This window comes from Enterovibrio coralii (assembly GCF_001559595.1).
Classification (GTDB): Bacteria; Pseudomonadota; Gammaproteobacteria; order Enterobacterales; family Vibrionaceae; genus Enterovibrio; species Enterovibrio coralii.
In genome coordinates, this window is sequence record NZ_LNTY01000050.1 from 37916 (window position 1) to 53771 (window position 15856).

At 44.3% G+C, this 15856-nt stretch carries 13 protein-coding genes and 3 pseudogenes; 15 read left to right on the forward strand and 1 reads right to left on the reverse strand.

From position 1 onward, the window contains the following. Positions 1–89: 89 nt before the first annotated feature. Positions 90–446, reverse strand: coding sequence for a YibL family ribosome-associated protein (locus ATN88_RS18140; protein WP_067419001.1), 357 nt, complete (start codon positions 444–446; stop codon positions 90–92). 299 nt (positions 447–745) lie between these two features. Between ATN88_RS18140 and hrpA (ATN88_RS27635) the strand changes: the two genes are divergently transcribed. The 15 genes and pseudogenes from hrpA (ATN88_RS27635) to ATN88_RS18195 all read left to right on the forward strand — a co-directional run bounded on the left by hrpA (ATN88_RS27635) (position 746) and on the right by ATN88_RS18195 (position 15834). Further along, positions 746–2428, forward strand: coding sequence for an ATP-dependent RNA helicase HrpA (hrpA, locus tag ATN88_RS27635; protein WP_232313382.1), 1683 nt, complete (start codon positions 746–748; stop codon positions 2426–2428). A 134-nt stretch (positions 2429–2562) separates the two neighbouring features. Further along, positions 2563–4644: pseudogene (hrpA, locus tag ATN88_RS27640) on the forward strand (ATP-dependent RNA helicase HrpA). A 325-nt stretch (positions 4645–4969) separates the two neighbouring features. Continuing rightward, positions 4970–5581 (forward strand): murein L,D-transpeptidase catalytic domain family protein, encoded by a 612-nt coding sequence (locus tag ATN88_RS18150; RefSeq protein ID WP_067419004.1) that lies wholly within the window; start codon positions 4970–4972, stop codon positions 5579–5581. A 166-nt stretch (positions 5582–5747) separates the two neighbouring features. Beyond that, entirely contained in the window at positions 5748–6605 is an 858-nt protein-coding gene (locus ATN88_RS18155) for a DNA ligase (RefSeq protein ID WP_067419007.1), read from the forward strand. Positions 6606–6692: 87 nt separating this feature from the next. Continuing rightward, complete coding sequence (locus tag ATN88_RS18160) at positions 6693–7700, forward strand: substrate-binding domain-containing protein (RefSeq protein WP_232313383.1); 1008 nt, start codon at positions 6693–6695, stop codon at positions 7698–7700. Positions 7701–8003: 303 nt separating this feature from the next. After that, a pseudogene (locus ATN88_RS27645) lies at positions 8004–8210 on the forward strand (IS110 family transposase); the annotation flags it as partial. Positions 8211–8212: 2 nt separating this feature from the next. Beyond that, positions 8213–8723 (forward strand): annotated as a pseudogene (locus ATN88_RS25615) (DDE-type integrase/transposase/recombinase); the annotation flags it as partial. Between the two features lie 501 nt (positions 8724–9224). After that, positions 9225–10415: an ATP-grasp domain-containing protein gene (locus ATN88_RS18165; RefSeq protein ID WP_157490764.1), complete on the forward strand. Its 1191-nt coding sequence runs from the start codon at positions 9225–9227 to the stop codon at positions 10413–10415. Then, a complete protein-coding gene (locus ATN88_RS18170) occupies positions 10408–11508 on the forward strand; it encodes a phenylacetate--CoA ligase family protein (RefSeq protein ID WP_067419012.1) in 1101 nt (366 codons plus the stop codon). The genes ATN88_RS18165 and ATN88_RS18170 overlap by 8 nt, the downstream gene beginning before the upstream one ends. Positions 11509–11555: 47 nt before the next feature. Further along, the gene (locus ATN88_RS18175; RefSeq protein ID WP_157490765.1) at positions 11556–12659 is read left to right on the forward strand and encodes a U32 family peptidase; all 1104 of its coding nucleotides are present in this window, start codon (positions 11556–11558) and stop codon (positions 12657–12659) included. A 13-nt stretch (positions 12660–12672) separates the two neighbouring features. Then, the gene (locus ATN88_RS18180; RefSeq protein WP_067419016.1) at positions 12673–12984 is read left to right on the forward strand and encodes a chorismate mutase; all 312 of its coding nucleotides are present in this window, start codon (positions 12673–12675) and stop codon (positions 12982–12984) included. Then, on the forward strand, positions 12971–14278 hold the full coding sequence (locus ATN88_RS18185; RefSeq protein WP_067419018.1) for an anthranilate synthase component I family protein: 1308 nt from the start codon (positions 12971–12973) through the stop codon (positions 14276–14278). Before ATN88_RS18180 ends, ATN88_RS18185 begins: the two co-directional genes overlap by 14 nt. After that, positions 14275–14418 carry a chorismate-binding protein gene (locus tag ATN88_RS28365; RefSeq protein WP_157490766.1) on the forward strand — a complete coding sequence of 48 codons (144 nt, stop codon included), beginning with the start codon at positions 14275–14277 and terminating at the stop codon, positions 14416–14418. Before ATN88_RS18185 ends, ATN88_RS28365 begins: the two co-directional genes overlap by 4 nt. Next, positions 14415–15011: an anthranilate synthase component II gene (locus ATN88_RS18190; protein ID WP_067419020.1), complete on the forward strand. Its 597-nt coding sequence runs from the start codon at positions 14415–14417 to the stop codon at positions 15009–15011. Before ATN88_RS28365 ends, ATN88_RS18190 begins: the two co-directional genes overlap by 4 nt. Continuing rightward, complete coding sequence (locus ATN88_RS18195) at positions 15001–15834, forward strand: Coenzyme F420 hydrogenase/dehydrogenase, beta subunit C-terminal domain (RefSeq protein ID WP_067419026.1); 834 nt, start codon at positions 15001–15003, stop codon at positions 15832–15834. Before ATN88_RS18190 ends, ATN88_RS18195 begins: the two co-directional genes overlap by 11 nt. The last annotated feature ends 22 nt before the right edge of the window (positions 15835–15856 follow it).

A 15856-nucleotide genomic window follows, 5' to 3' on the forward strand; every position in this document is an offset into this window, starting at 1 on the left:
GGGAGGCATTGCAGTTTGAAGGAAAGGGGTAAGGTTCAACGCCATTCTTCATCAAAATAAAAAGAAGAATGGCGCCAATAACCAGTTGTTTAGAACTCTTTTGGTGCAAAACCGGTAACAACTTCAAGGCGTAGTTCTTTACCCAACTTTGTCAGTGGGTGAACAACAACCAGACCTTTAACCGACTTTTTCAGTTTGCCCATGTCAGCTTGTTCTTGCTTTGTGATTTCGCGAGAAAATGGCATATCCAACAGTGCTTTACGCTCTTTGTTTAGCGCAAAGTTTTGCTTATGGGTCAGTTGGCTGATTTTCTTGTTTATATCTTCGATATCGTTGGTGAATTTAGTCACCATTGCGTCGTCGCCACGAGACTTAGCGGCATCCAGTTTTAGCTGGCTTTTATTCAGACGGTTTTTTTGTTGTTGTAGCTCTTGTTTCATGCTCATGGCGATCGAATACTCTGATTTGTAAGGTCGGCGAGTATATCACAAGCTAGTTGTGATGATAATCACATTGAAGGGGAGAAGGTTCTGCATTCGCTGTCATGTTCGAGGTCCTGATTTATTTTCTTCAATGACAGGCTGACTAGTATCTTTCTCGTGACTGAATTCAACGTCTCTCTGAATCTATAGCGAATTCTTGTGGTAGAATCGTCGCAATTTTTCAGACGTTATTGAGCCAAGCCGTGTAGGGCACTCGTAACGTGAATGGATTTTCATCACTAAAAGCATTTCCGGATACAGAATTGACCGCTTCAATCCATCAAAACAACGCTAAGACACTATTCAGTGCGCTTGATGATTGTATGCTGAAAGACAAGTTCCGTCTCAGCAAACGCATCAAGGGTGCACAGCGCATCAAGAAAGACGAAGCCCGTCAGGCTGTCTTTGACGAAATCGCGCTGGATATTGCCAAATCCATGCAAGTGCGCATGGCTCGCCAGAGCGCAACACCAAACATTACTTACCCAGAACTGCTACCCGTTAGCCATAAGAAAGACGACATCGCAGAAGCGATCGCGAACAATCAGGTTGTGATTGTTGCGGGTGAGACGGGTTCGGGTAAAACCACTCAGCTTCCGAAAATTTGTATGGAGTTGGGGCTAGGCGTATCGGGTGTTATTGGCCATACACAGCCTCGTCGTCTTGCTGCACGTTCGGTGGCAACGCGTATCGCCGAAGAACTGGAAACCGAGCTGGGTAAAACCGTCGGCTACAAAGTTCGCTTTAACGATCAGGTATCAGAAGAATCGCGCGTTAAGCTGATGACAGACGGTATCTTGCTGGCAGAGATCCAACATGATCGCTACTTGAATCAGTATGACTGCATCATTATCGATGAAGCGCACGAACGCAGCCTGAACATCGACTTTATTCTGGGCTACCTGAAACAGCTTCTGCCGAAGCGTCCCGACCTTAAGTTGATCATTACGTCTGCAACCATCGATCCTGAGCGATTCTCGAACCACTTCCGTGGTGCGCCAATCATTGAAGTGTCAGGCCGCACCTATCCTGTGGAAGTGCGTTATCGCCCGCTGGTAGAAGACAGTGACGACACCGATCGCGACCAGCTACAAGCCATTTTCGATGCTGTCGATGAACTGCATGATGAAGGTCCGGGAGACATCCTGATCTTCATGAACGGTGAGCGTGAAATTCGCGACACCGCTGATGCGCTGAATAAGCGAAACCTGCGTGATACGGAAATTTTGCCGTTATACGCGCGTTTGTCATCTGCAGAGCAAAACCGCGTATTCCAAACCCATACTGGACGTCGCATTGTACTCGCAACCAACGTGGCCGAGACATCGCTGACAGTTCCGGGCATCAAGTACGTTATCGACCCAGGTACAGCGCGTATTTCTCGATACAGCTATCGTACTAAGGTGCAGCGTCTACCGATCGAGCCTGTTTCTCAGGCGAGTGCAAACCAGCGCAAAGGCCGTTGTGGTCGTGTGTCTGACGGTATTTGTATTCGCTTGTACTCGGAAGATGACTTCTTGTCGCGCCCAGAGTTTACCGACCCAGAAATCCTGCGTACCAACTTGGCGTCCGTTATCTTACAAATGACCGCGATTGGTTTGGGTGACATTGCCGCATTCCCATTCGTACAGCCGCCAGATAGCCGCAATATTTCTGATGGTGTCCGCCTGCTGGAAGAACTGGGCGCGATGAAAGAAGGGAAGTCGAAGGACGATCCTAAACGCTTGACCGATATTGGTCGTGCGCTTGCCCGTTTGCCTATTGACCCGCGTCTTGCGCGTATGGTGTTGGAATCGGCCAAACTTGGTGCATTGCATGAAGTGATGGTGATTGCCTCTGCGTTGTCGATTCAGGACCCGCGTGAGCGCCTTCGGATAAGCAACAGCAATCGGATGAGAAGCATCGTCGTTTCAATGACAAAGAATCTGACTTCCTGTCTTATGTGAATCTTTGGGAATACATCAAAGAGCAGCAAAAAGAATTGTCAGGCAATCAGTTCCGCAAACAGTGTAAGAAAGATTACCTGAACTACCTGCGTGTGCGTGAATGGCAAGATGTGCATTACCAAATCCGTCAGGTAGTGAATGAGTTGGGGTACAAGATCAACCAAGAGCCTGCCGATTACCAATCAGTACACGTTGCTCTGTTGGCTGGTTTGCTCTCTCACATTGGTCTAAAAGACCAAGAGAAGAATGAATACCAAGGTGCACGTAATGCGCGCTTTGGCATCTTCCCAGGCTCAGGCATATTCAAGAAACAGCCAAAATGGGTGATGGTTGCAGAGCTGGTGGAAACCGCCAAGCTTTGGGGTCGCGTCGCTGCGAAGATTCAACCTGAATGGGTTGAGCCGCTAGCCAAGCATCTAATCAAGCGCAGTTACAGCGAACCACACTGGGAGAAGAAGCAAGCCGCTGTCTTCGCCTATGAAAAAATCATGCTTTACGGGATTCCGATCGTTCCTAAGCGAAAAGTAAATTACGGCAACATTGACCCTGTAGTCAGCCGTGAGATTTTCGTACGTTCTGCGTTGGTAGAAGGGGATTGGGAGACCAAGCATAAGTTCTATCATCAAACCGTAAGCTGTTGGCTGAAGTTGAAGAGCTTGAGAAGAAGTCACGACGCCGCGATATTCTGGTAGATGACGATACCTTGTATGAGTTTTACGATCAGCGTATCGACCATACCGTTGTCTCTGGGCGTCATTTCGATACCTGGTGGAAGAAGGTCAGCGAGAAACACCTGACATTCTGAACTTCGAAAAAGCCATGCTGTTGGCGGGTGACGCGAGCCATGTGACAGAACTCGATTACCCGAACTTCTGGTATCAAGGTAACTTGAAGCTCAAGCTGAGCTATCAGTTCGAGCCGGGTGAAGATCATGACGGTGTGACGGTACACATTCCATTACCTGTTTTGAACCAAGTTGAGCCGGAAGGCTTTGATTGGCAAATTCCGGGCTTACGTCATGAGTTGGTGGTTGCGCTGATTAAATCCCTGCCAAAAACGTTACGTCGTAACTTTGTGCCTGCGCCTAACTATGCGACAGCTTTCCTTCAGCGTGTAAAACCAATGGAAGCGCCATTGCTGGATGCGTTGGAAAAAGAACTGAAGCGCATGACAGGCACTACCGTGCTGCGTGAAAACTGGCAATTAGACCAACTGCCAGAGCACTTGAAGATCACTTACCGCGCGGTCGACCATAAGAACCGCAAGTTGAACGAGAGCTTTGACTTGTACGAGCTGAAAGATGGCTTGAAAGAGAAGGTTCAAGAGACCTTGTCTCAAGTAGCAGATGATGACATCGAACAACAAGGTCTGACAACGTGGAGCTTTGGTTCGCTGCCACAGATGTACCAGCAAAAACGTGGTGGCTTTGAAGTTCGAGCGTTCCCAGCGATCGTCGATAACAAAGACTCAGTGGGCATCAAGCTGTTCGAAACGGAAGAAGAACAGAATCAAGCCATGCAACAAGGTCAACGCCGTTTGATTTTGTTGAATGTACCTTCGCCGATTAAGTACTTGCACGACAATCTGCCGAATAAGTCTAAGTTGGGTCTGTACTTTAACCCGTACGGCCGCGTGTTGGATTTGATTGATGACTGTATTGCATGTGGTGTTGATAAGCTCATCGAATCACAAGGCGGCCTGAAATGGCAGCCGGAAGAGTTTGAAGGCCTGAAAGAGTATGTGCGTGCGGAGCTTGGCGATACCGTTGTGGAGATCGCCAAACAAGTCGAGCAAATTTTGACAACCGCGTTCAACATCAACAAGAAGCTGAAGGGCAAAATAGACTTCACCATGGCGTTCGCGCTGTCAGACATTAAAGCGCAGGTTGAAGGCTTATCTTCAAAGGTTTTGCCACTGAGTGCGGTTACAAGCGTCTTCCAGATATTCAACGCTATCTGGTTGCTGTGGAACGTCGTTTGGAAAAACTACCAATTGATCCAAACAAAGACCGTTTGCACATGCTAAAGATCGAGTCAGTGACGAACGACTACAAAGAGCTGCTGAATAAAATTCCTAAAGGGCAGAAAGTGCCAGTAGCTGTGAAAGAAATCCGTTGGATGATTGAAGAACTTCGCGTCAGCTATTTCGCGCAGCAATTGGGCACGCCATACCCAATTTCTGATAAGCGGATCAAGAACGCGATAGACACAATCTAATCGTTTTTACAGCGGCGTTTCAAAACAGAAACACATCAACTTAAAAACCTAAAGCCAGCCAAAGTGCTGGCTTTTTATTTATAACCGCTATGGCAATATTGTTCAGAAGCGGCAAAGAAAAGCCGCTTCTTTTGCGCTAACACTCGGGAAAGTTCGCCTCTAGTGCGTATTTCGATGAGTAAGAAAAAACAACTTATTGATACACAACACTTCTTCGTGACGGAACGCCAACTGGCACGAAACTTGGTATGTCACTCAAGAAAAGCGGCGCTTTTAAAGCCCATTTTACGGTTTTGTTGAATTACGTACCTTTTAGGGGACAACGATGTTTAAGGCGATTAGAGCGATTATCGCGCTGTGCTTGCTTTGTGTTTCAAGCATGGCTTTTGCGGCGGGTTATCCCGGCGCACACGTGATGTATAAAGAACTCGGTTTGACGCATCAAGTGGCTTATGACAAGTTTGAGAAGGCTTACGACAACTTCAAAGCGCACCCAACCAAAAAGCCAATTTTTACCATCATTGACTATGGAAAACCGTCTTCTCAGAAGCGTTTCTGGGTGATTGATGCACAAAAACAAAAAGTGCTTTATTCCTCGTATGTATCTCACGGTAAGAACAGCGGCAGTTTGTACGCCACGAAATTTTCCAACCGAGTCAGTTCCCACAAAACATCCGTTGGTGTTTTCCGTGCAGCAGAAACTTATTACGGCAAACACGGCTATTCACTTCGACTCGACGGACTTTCTAAAGGGATCAACGACAATGCACGCAAGCGTGCTATCGTTATTCACGGTGCATCCTATGCAAACCCGAAAGTGATTTCTAAAACGGGACAGCTAGGGAGAAGTTGGGGTTGCCCGGCATTGCCAACCTATTTATCGAAAGAAGTGATAAACACCATTAAAGACGGCACGTACATTTATGCCTTTGCATAAATGGGCAGAACAATAAAAGCGCGACTTTACCCGTCGCGCTTTTTTATTGAATGTTCAATGAGTCAATTTCAACGCACTCTGTTTTTGTTCAAACCCTTGCCACTGAAAGTGGACGTCTAACTCTCTCGGCGTTATTTCTCTAGCTTCACTTTTCTAGGGAAATCCAATGAACCTATCTGCATTGCCGCTGGCGATTACGCTTGCTCTTTCTGCTACTGTAAGTGCCTCTGAAAAAGAAACGCGAGTCATTTATCCTCAACTCGCGAAAGAGTACCAACCCGCAAAACATCATAACTGGGAACGCTTTCTCTACAGTGAAAAGCTCGATGGAATACGTGCTATATGGAATGGCGAGTCACTCCTCACTCGTTCAGGTAACCCAATCGCCGCGCCAGCTTGGTTTTTGGCAGCGCTGCCTAATGTGCCGATTGAAGGCGAGCTTTGGTCAGGCAGAGGCCAGTTTGAGCATGTCATGTCAGTGGTGATGGATGACGAGCCAGACGAAAAGGCATGGCAAAGCATACGCTTTATGATTTTCGACTTACCTTTATCCCCAGAGCCGTTTGCTGATCGCTATAAGAAAGCTATTCAGCTAGTCGAAAACCTTTCCGTAGAGCATGTTGACTACATCCCGCATTTTGCCGTTGTTTCTGAAAGTCAATTGGATGAGAAACTGAAGGAGATTAACAATAAGGGAGGGGAAGGGATCATGCTTCGGCTTAAAGAGCGCCTCTACGTTTCAGGTCGCAGTGACGGCACACTGAAGATGACAGTCGCGCAGGATGCTGAAGCAGAGGTGATTGGTTATGTTGACGGGAAAGGAAAACACGAAGGGCGAATGGGAGCATTAATTGTAAAGATGGAGAACGGGCAGACGTTCAAAATAGGCACTGGCTTTACCGATCAAGAGAGAGAAAACCCGCCTAAGGAAGGAACCAAAGTCACCTATCGCTACAATGGCTACACGGAGAGAGGCATACCCAAGTTTGCACGATTTGTGCGTGTTGATGAGACAAAACAATAGCGTAAGTCACAAATTGCATAATACCGTTGGCGAACCGTCGAGTTTGTTAAAAACTTATGGGATAGATTACCTTAGCCAGATGAGCTCATGTATATGCAAAAAAACCGTCGCCCTACACTGCAAGATGTTGCCGAGCTAGTAGGCGTCACCAAGATGACCGTGAGCCGTTACCTACGTAACCCCGAGAGGGTGGCGAAAGAAACAGGTAAACGTATTCAATTGGCGGTTAATGATCTTGGCTATGTTCCTAACCGTGTCCCCGACATTCTTTCCAATGGTGCCAGCCGGACGATTGGTGTTGTTGTTCCTTCGATGAAACATCCCGTGTTTCAATATGTCATCGAGGGGATAGAAGCAGCCGCAGAAGCGTCAGGATATGAAGTCATGCTGGCACACAGTGGGTTTGAACTGGATTCAGAAGAGCAACGGATCCAGACCTTGCTTTCATTCAATGTTGATGGGCTGATTCTCGCTGAAAGTCACCATTCTCAGCGTTCCCTTAGAATGATCGAAACTGCAGGTATTCCCTTTATCGACGTCCTTGATGCTGAGGAAGGAGAGGAAAGTCCCCGTGTTGGCATAGACAACGAACTGGCCGCGTTGTCTATGGTGGCGCTGATGATAGAGCGGGGATACAAGAAGATCGTATGCCTGAGTGCCAGAAAAGGCATTCAAACGGACACCAAGATAAAAGGCTATATCGCCGCTATGGAAGAAGAGGGCTTGGTACCCAAAAGCCTATCGGCGAAATCTGAATCGTCAGTGTCATTAGCCCGCAAAATGATGCGAAAAGTGTTAGATCGTTATCCTGAAACGGATGCCGTGTTTTGTACGGATGATGAATTAGCGGCGGGCGTTTTGCTGGAATGCCAGAATCAGGATATTTCGGTGCCAGAAGAAATGGGAATTGCAGGTGTCCATGCTTTAGATATCGGTCAGTCAATGATGCCCAGAGTGGCTAGCATCGTCACGCCAGACAGAGAAACAGGTGAAAAGGCCACTTACGCGTTGTTGGAGATGATTCAAGGGAATACAACGCAAAGTCTCTCCCTGGACTTTGAAATCGATGAAGGAGAGACCTTGGTTTCGCCTTAACGACATGATAGGTGGGGTAGAACGCCCGACGTAATTAGTTTCCCTGTCCAAGCTATTTTGCTTTGGTTGGCCTTCATCTTGAAAAGCGCCAGCCAGGGTTAACCGAATAGTGTCGTGGGAGACGTCTAGTCTGGCCCTGTCTCTAGAACAACAGGCAGCGGTGAGACCGCAATAAGAGTCGCTCTATATGTGTTGGCCGTAAGCAACGACTTAATGGCGGAAATGACAGAACGAAGTAGACGGCTTTGTTGTTCGAAATTTTTGGCTGCTGACGCAGCCAAAAGAATGCGATTGCCAATTGACGAATCCATTCGTTTAATGAGTGATTTAGTCATCAGACGTAATCAACTTCTTACCATGCAAATCATGGAGAAAAACCGCCTTTAAATCTTACCCAAGCACCTTCATGTATCCATGAAGGCGGTGCTGACCGTATTTAAAAACCAGTTTTCCAATGTAGAAAGCAAAATCCACAAGCTCATAGAAGAGTCCGATGATTATCAGACCAAAAGACTCAGCGAGTCGTTTACAAAGTCACGACGAAGCGCAAACACAGTGATGTAATAGTCGATAATTTGTTGAACCGGGACTTCAATCCAGTTGCTCCTAATCAGGTTTAGGCGGTTGATTTTACTTATCTGAAAACAGGTAAAGGCTGGATGGAGTTAGCCATCGTCATGGACTTGTACTCGCGGCGAGTTGTTGGTAGGCATATTGATAGGCGAATGACCACCGACTTGTTTAGCAAGGCACTAATAAAGGCATATAAATTGAGGCAACTATGAAAGGGGCTCGCGTTCCACAGCGATAAGGCTCCCAGTATACGAGCAGACAATATCGCGAACAGCTACAGGGTTATGGCATGCGTGCGAGCGGTTCTTCGGAAGCTTAAAGCACGACTGGTCGTTTAGAGTGCACCAGCCAACCAGAGAGCATATGAAGGAAGATGTCTTAGCCTACATGAGGTATTACAACCTCGAAAGGTTGCATTCGGCGAACAATGATATGTCGTTAAGTATTTAAGAAAGGTCTCTAAAGAAAGTGTCAGGCTGGAGTTGACCAGAACAGGTGTTATAGGTATGAAAATCAGTACAGTCGTTATATGTTCGCGATCTTCTGGTCGGCATTTGGCTTAGATATATACGCAAGTCATCTATAATATAAGACTGATAACCAATTTTATAAACAGCTGATTAACCATCAAACCTCTAGCAGTATCCTCTTTAGTAGACTGGTGACGAATACGGGAGTGTTGCACGATTGGTCATGAGTAGTTTCAAGTTCTTTACCCAAATCGCTGACTTTTTTGGTATAAAGAATTTAATGTCACACCCACAGAAGATGTATTGAGCATTCAACTAACTAACGACTTCTACGTGAGTAATAGAGTGACATGTTAATTGACCACTTAGTTTGAATCAAGTCGCATATAACTTTAAATGCATAATTATTATCTTTTCATTAAACTCTACTCAAGTATATTTCCATAATAGTAGTGTGGTTATTGAAATTGAGGCTTGCATTTTGAATATTGTAATTTTGGGTTACTTTTACTTTGCTGACAATTATATCAGGGTAGCGCACAATAATGGGCACAAAGTAGTTGTAATAGAGAGTGACTGTGAAAAAGCTGAGAATGATTCTCGTGTAGATAGAGTTATTAATGTCAACTTAACTGGTGAAAATGCTTATAGAGAAATACTCGACTCACTTGATGGTATTCAGGTAGGTGCTATTCTTCCAGGGCATGTATTCCATGTGGCACTTGTGTCCAAAATCTGTGAAACCCTTTCACTTCCATCCATTTCATACGAGGCAGCTTTAAAATGTCTTAGTAAGATTGAAATGCGAAAGGAACTAAATAGACATAGCATTGATCAACCGGGATTTGTTGTATTTCAAGATGGCGTATCACTGGATAAATTATCCCAAGACCTGATAGTTAAACCCGAAAAAGGATTTGCCAGCATTGGCGTTGTTCGTGCTTATGATCATGAACAAGCGTTAGATTATGCGAAGAAAGCTAATGGTGCATTGTCTTATTCCTCTAATGTTAATTTTGATTCAGAAGTATTAATTGAAGAGTGCCTGACTGGAACGGAATACTCAGCGGAGGTTCTGTGTGAAGCGGGTACGATTACTGTATTAGGCATTACTGGAAAACACTTTAATAAAGAGGAATCTAGCTTCGAAACCGGATTTTTTATTCCGACGTCACTTTCAGAGGATGACAAAAAGAAGATCGGAGACTACATCCATTCCGTGTATGGTTGCCTCAATATCGATCATGGCCTCAGTCATTGCGAATTTGTTTTGACTGACAGTGGCCCAAAAGTGATTGAAATCAATCCGAGAATTGGTGGGGCCCACCTTTCGGACCTTTATGACCTTGCCACAGGTGTCGATTTGTTCGAAGTATCAATGAATAACGCTCTCGGACGTCCATCTGGCCTCAACTCGCTTTCACCAAAAGGCTATACTTCCACTGGGTGGCTACTCGGGGCGAAAGGAACAATCAAGAACGTCACGGTTCCAGAAATTAATGATGACAATGTTAGAATTTTTGTACGCAAAGATCAGGGTAGTGTTGTTCCAGGGTTGGGAGACAATCGCGATAGAGTGCTTAGCATTATTGCTACCGATACAACTAATGACCAAGTAACCCGAACGATCAACGATATTAAGAATCAGTGCACCGTTTTGTATTATGACTGAGTTAAGTTTTGGAAGTAGTTCCTTATCATTTTCGACTTTATCCCCGTTAAGTCTGTATATCAATAAGGATGAAACAGATGTCTTAACAAAAAGTGACTTAACGAGATGGCTTGACAATAACACGTTCGACAAATCTGTTGTGTGGTGGAAAACATCGGGAACGACGGGATTACCGGCAAACATCGCTTTCCCAGAAGATTATCACAAGATTCTGATTGAACGTTATTATCGTGAAATACTTGGTGTTGAAATTGATGATCTTATGTACTTGCATTTAGCATCGCCTTCACTGAGACCCAAAGGTATTGTTCTTGAAGATGACATAGAAGCAAGGAAGTTAAAAAATAATGAATATTTCTTATCGCCTCCTCGCTCCTGTGAACAGTGGTCAGAAGAAGACTTAAAACGTATATATAGAGAGCTGCACGACCTAAAGCCCGATATACTTAGAGTAGACCCATTCTATCTGCTGCGTTTTATTGTTTGGGCTGAAGAATTTGGATTGACTGTTCCTAAAATTGACGTCGTAGTCTGTTCTTATAGTTTGCTAATGAAAAATACGGCTCTACGAATTCAAAGTTTCTTTAACTGTAAAGTATATGAATTGTATGGAATGTCAGAAGTAGGCCCAGTTTGGCTTAGAGAATACGGCAGTAACAAGAAACCTACTTATTCCGATATTTACTTAGAGTTAAGGCCAATAGAAAGCTATGGGTCTTGTTATGAGGTTTTAGTGACGACTTCTAGGAACACACTTTATAATCTTTATCGTTATCAAAGCAACGATGTAGTAAAGGTTAAAGGTAGTGATATCGAATTTATCGGAAGAAGGTTTCATGGATTTGCATTCGATAACGGCACTACCTACAAGGAATTAATAAATGACCTCGAATCAAACTACAAAAACATATTGTGCAGTCAGATTGAAATAAATGACAATCGATATCTATTAAAACTTGTAGTTAGCGGAAAATTAATTAGAGGAAAATCCATACTTCGTTTTCTTAAGAAAAAGACAGGTTTGGATTTTGAAATTAGTATAGTTGACTGGTTAACACCTGAATCCTCAGGAAAGTTTTCTATTATTTCTTAGTTAAAAACTAAAATTTATTATTGCGTAATCCGATTAGGGAGAATAACGTGCGCCTTTCTGTTTCTACAAATATGGATAATAGTTTGATCGATGGTTTACAAGATACCAATGTAGTTCAAGTCTTTGGGAAGATGACGAACGATTGTATAGGGGGTGGACTTGAAAATCACTTGATCAGTAAAAATACTCAAAGTAGGGATGTTTTTGAACAACACGTCAAGCATGTCAGAGAGAAAGGCCTGACCTTTAATTATACCTTTAATGCACCTTCCTTAATGAATAAAGAATATACATTATCGGGTAAGCGAGAAATAAGGGAACTGCTTGACTATATTACAGAGGTGGGTGTCAACGAAGTCACAGTAGCAAATTATTTTCTGATTGATTCAATTAAAAAGCACTATCCCGAACTCGATGTAAAAATATCTGCGACCATGCAGGTTGATAATCTCTCTAAAGCCCGAAAGTTTGAGGACATGGGCGTAGACTGCATCGTACTTGATCCGATGCAGGTCAACCGCGATTTCGAGACTTTATCAGCGATTAGAGAAGGTACGGACTGCGATTTAGAACTGATAGTTAACAACAATTGCTTGTGGCAATGCCCTGTATTATCAGCCCACCAAACTTTCTTGGGTCATAGTTCTCAACTGGGCGAAAACAAGGAAGTTTCCCATGATTACATCTACATCAAAAGATGTGCTCAAGAGCGAATCTACAACAAAGAAGCCTGGATCATTGCCGATTGGATCAGGCCTGAAGACCTCCATTATTACGAAAAAATCGGTTATGACTTTTTCAAGATCATTGACAGAGCGACACCGCAAGATGTCATGATCAAGCGTGCCAAGGCTTACTCTGAGCGCCATTTTGACGGAAACCTATTGGAACTGATTCAGCATTGGGGATACAGAGATTTAGTCAAGCCAGAAGAATACTTAGATAACATCTACGTCGATAACCGGAAATTGGACAAATTCTTAAAATTTATTACTCGAATGAACTGCCGAGATATTGGTTGTGGAACCGAGTGTAAGCATTGTTTCAAGTTTGCCGAAAAGTCAGTTTCGATTAAACAGAAAATCGTAGATAAGTTTAGTGCCGCTCACTCGAGTGCAATTAAAGAAATTGAGTATCTTAATGTTGAATAGATAGGGGTTTAGTATGAGCAGTTTTCGTTTGGAGTTAAATAAGTGTCGAAAAGAAATTGATTTAATCGATAACCAAATTATCGAATTACTGAAAAACCGATTTGATGTTGTTAAAACTGTTGGTGAATTAAAAGTTAGCCATTCAGAACCTATGATGCAATCAAGTAGAGTGGAAGAAATACTAAATAAACGAGAGGTACTCTCTACCTCTATAGGTCTACCAGCTAATCTAGCCAAAGATATTTTCAAAGCCCTGATAGAGCATGCGTGCACTTATCAAACGAAGGTAATGGACGAAATTGAGTGCGAAGATGAAAACATCTAATTTAAATTGGGCTTCTGTTCAACAAGATGATCTGGTTGAAATCTCTACTTGGTTGACTTCACGGAGAAACGAAGATTTTACGTTCTTTTTGGATTCAAGTTATTCTGCAGACGGGAACGATCACCTATCAAGTAAGTGTCGATACAGCTATATAGGCATCAACCCGATATTCGGTCTGCTCGCCTATCGTGACCATGTTACGTTAATTAATGTAGCACTTGGAAATAAAGTTACTGTGCCCGTCGCCGGCCCTCAAGAAGCGCTAGAGCAACTAGAGGCCCTGTTTCAAGAGTACGAGCAAGCTTGTAACCCTCATTTCCCAGAGCGTGAACCTCAATGGTTTACGGGGTTTTCTTACGAGTTTGGTCGAAACATTGTTGGCAGTGGTGACGACAGTCCTCAAGGGAAGAAGCCGCTATTTTTTGCATGGTTGACCGCAGATCAGGTTGTGATTGATTGGCATCGGAAGCAATCGACTTACTGGTCTGTACATGCAGAAGGTAAAGCATTGAAAGAAAGGTATCGGCGACTGTTTGTTCATACCGAATGTAGCACTCACGATACTATCAACTCCTTTGATGCTAAGTATCTGGTTAGTAAAGATGACTTCATTTCATCGGTAGAAAAGATCCGAACTTCAATCTTTGAAGGGGATGTATATCTGACTAACATGACACACCCGTTTTATTTCAAATCAAACGAGAACAAAGTCGACATCTACCAGAAGTTACGTCGTAAAAACCCAGCGCCCTTTGGAGCCATGGTGATCACACCGGATGTCTCGATTCTGTCGTCTTCTCCAGAACGATTCATTTATGTCAATGACGGTTCAATTTCTACAGAGCCGATCAAAGGGACTCGGCCAAGAGGTGTTACGCCGGAACAGGACAAGAAAAACTACCTTGATCTGCTCGACTCAGTAAAAGAGATGGCCGAACACACCATGGTTGTCGACTTGCTGCGAAACGAAATTGGCAAAATCTGTAAGTATGGTAGCGTCAATGTTGAAGAGTCATTTTATATCGAAAAATACAAGACGGTTTTTCAACTGGTGTCGCGAGTGGCAGGAAAATTATTACCAGAGACCAGACTTAAGGACATTATTGTCGAAACGTTTCCGGGTGGTTCGATTACGGGGTCGCCCAAGTATAGCGCGATGAACATTATCGATTCACTTGAAGGCTATAACCGTGAGTACTACACAGGGTGTTTGGGCAGGCGGAGTGTCAGTGGTGAGAGTATTGACTTGTCAATTCTAATTCGCTCGATTTTCTTTGATGGGAATGACGCATGATTGGTGTAGGTGGCGGTATTGTCGCTGACTCTGTCCCTGCCGAGGAATATCAAGAAACTTTGGATAAGGGAAAGGGCATCGTATCGCTGTTTAATAGCGAGTTAAGTCAGGTCTTTCTCACTGAGGAGGAAATGTCATGATTGTTATCATCGATAATTACGATTCATACGTTCATAATTTAGCGCAAGCGTTTGGTATTCACTGCGACTCTATTAAGATTTTCAAAAACGACCAAGTCTCGATTGAAGAGCTAGAACAATTGCCAATCAAGCTGCTCGTTATCTCCCCAGGGCCTGGAAAGCCTGAGGATGCCGGTATTTCTTTAGATTTAGTTCAACATTTTTCCGGTAAGCTGCCCATTTTTGGCGTCTGTTTAGGGTTGCAATGCATCGGCGTTTCCCATGGCGGATTACTAACACACGCAAAAAGACCCATGCACGGGAAGTTGAGCCGGATAGTACATAACGCTAAAGGAGTCTTTGAAAAACTCAAGAATGAGTTGTTCGTCGTTAGATATAACTCTCTAATCATATCGAATGACATTGATGCACAGCCAGATATTGATGTGACTGCGGTGTCGGACGATGGTGAAGTGATGGCTATTAGTGTCGTCGGTCAACCCACGCATGCTGTTCAGTTCCACCCTGAGTCGTTTAATACCGAGGCCGGCAAGCAACTTATCGATAATATGTACCAAATAACCAAGGCGTTTTGGACTCAGCATGCTGACTGAACAGGGCTGCTGTTTGTGCGGGTTGTGCGTCGGAATGTGTGGTCAAATATCCGCTTACCAAGACCAAATTGCAGTGACAGGTGGATGTAAACGTCAAGGTGGCTTTTGTCAGACACTTTGTCCGAAAATCACACCCGATGCCGGCCGAGAGCATGCGACGATTTTGACTTATCGGTACGACTCTGGACAACGTCAGCTAAAGTCCCTGTTGCAAACGATCGCCCGACATCTGCTCAGTTCTCCAGACGACAAGTTGGTGGCCGCAATATCCACTGAGGACGCGCTAACGCCAATGTCCACTACATTGGATAATGACTCTGACATTGAAGGGTTGAGGTTTACTCACCCTTGCCGAAGTCCGACCCTAGCAAGTGTGTTTTCGCTACTGAAAAGCAACAGCACTATCCACTTGATAGGTACGCCCTGCGAAGCACTCGCGTTAAAGGGTGAGCGCCGCAAGTATGGCCCAATTTCAGCCAAGCTTGGTCTGACAGTCTCCGTGGCGTGTGATGTCATTCTCGACCGAAATCAGTTACTTCGCTGGATGCGAGAAATGGGCGTTTCTCGTCCAATAAAAAACGCTCGATATCAGGGCGGCGAATGGAGCTTCAAAGATGCAAAGGACAAACACATCTGCCTAGATTATCAACAGGCAAAGAATATGGCCTTTCCTAGTTGCGTAGCGTGTGAATTTGATTCTCAGTACTGTGAAGACATAAAGATACGTCGAATTACACCTTATGAATATGAAGTCTCCGGACGAACAGACGCAGGAGCAAGTTTTCTATCCAGAAATCACCACTCCCTCGGTTTATCAGTTTAATCCTATTTCAAAAATCAAATAA

What these genes read in the sequence shown, in the direction of transcription:
- ATN88_RS18190 (WP_067419020.1), top strand. Translation starts at nt 14,415, where the DNA reads ATGATTGTTATCATCGATAATTACGATTCATACGTTCATAATTTAGCG.
- ATN88_RS18180 (WP_067419016.1), top strand. Translation starts at nt 12,673, where the DNA reads ATGAGCAGTTTTCGTTTGGAGTTAAATAAGTGTCGAAAAGAAATTGAT.
- ATN88_RS18160 (WP_232313383.1), top strand. Translation starts at nt 6,693, where the DNA reads ATGTATATGCAAAAAAACCGTCGCCCTACACTGCAAGATGTTGCCGAG.
- ATN88_RS18150 (WP_067419004.1), top strand. Translation starts at nt 4,970, where the DNA reads ATGTTTAAGGCGATTAGAGCGATTATCGCGCTGTGCTTGCTTTGTGTT.
- ATN88_RS28365 (WP_157490766.1), top strand. Translation starts at nt 14,275, where the DNA reads ATGATTGGTGTAGGTGGCGGTATTGTCGCTGACTCTGTCCCTGCCGAG.
- ATN88_RS18155 (WP_067419007.1), top strand. Translation starts at nt 5,748, where the DNA reads ATGAACCTATCTGCATTGCCGCTGGCGATTACGCTTGCTCTTTCTGCT.
- ATN88_RS18140 (WP_067419001.1), bottom strand. Translation starts at nt 446, where the DNA reads ATGAGCATGAAACAAGAGCTACAACAACAAAAAAACCGTCTGAATAAA.
- ATN88_RS18170 (WP_067419012.1), top strand. Translation starts at nt 10,408, where the DNA reads ATGACTGAGTTAAGTTTTGGAAGTAGTTCCTTATCATTTTCGACTTTA.
- ATN88_RS18185 (WP_067419018.1), top strand. Translation starts at nt 12,971, where the DNA reads ATGAAAACATCTAATTTAAATTGGGCTTCTGTTCAACAAGATGATCTG.
- ATN88_RS18195 (WP_067419026.1), top strand. Translation starts at nt 15,001, where the DNA reads ATGCTGACTGAACAGGGCTGCTGTTTGTGCGGGTTGTGCGTCGGAATG.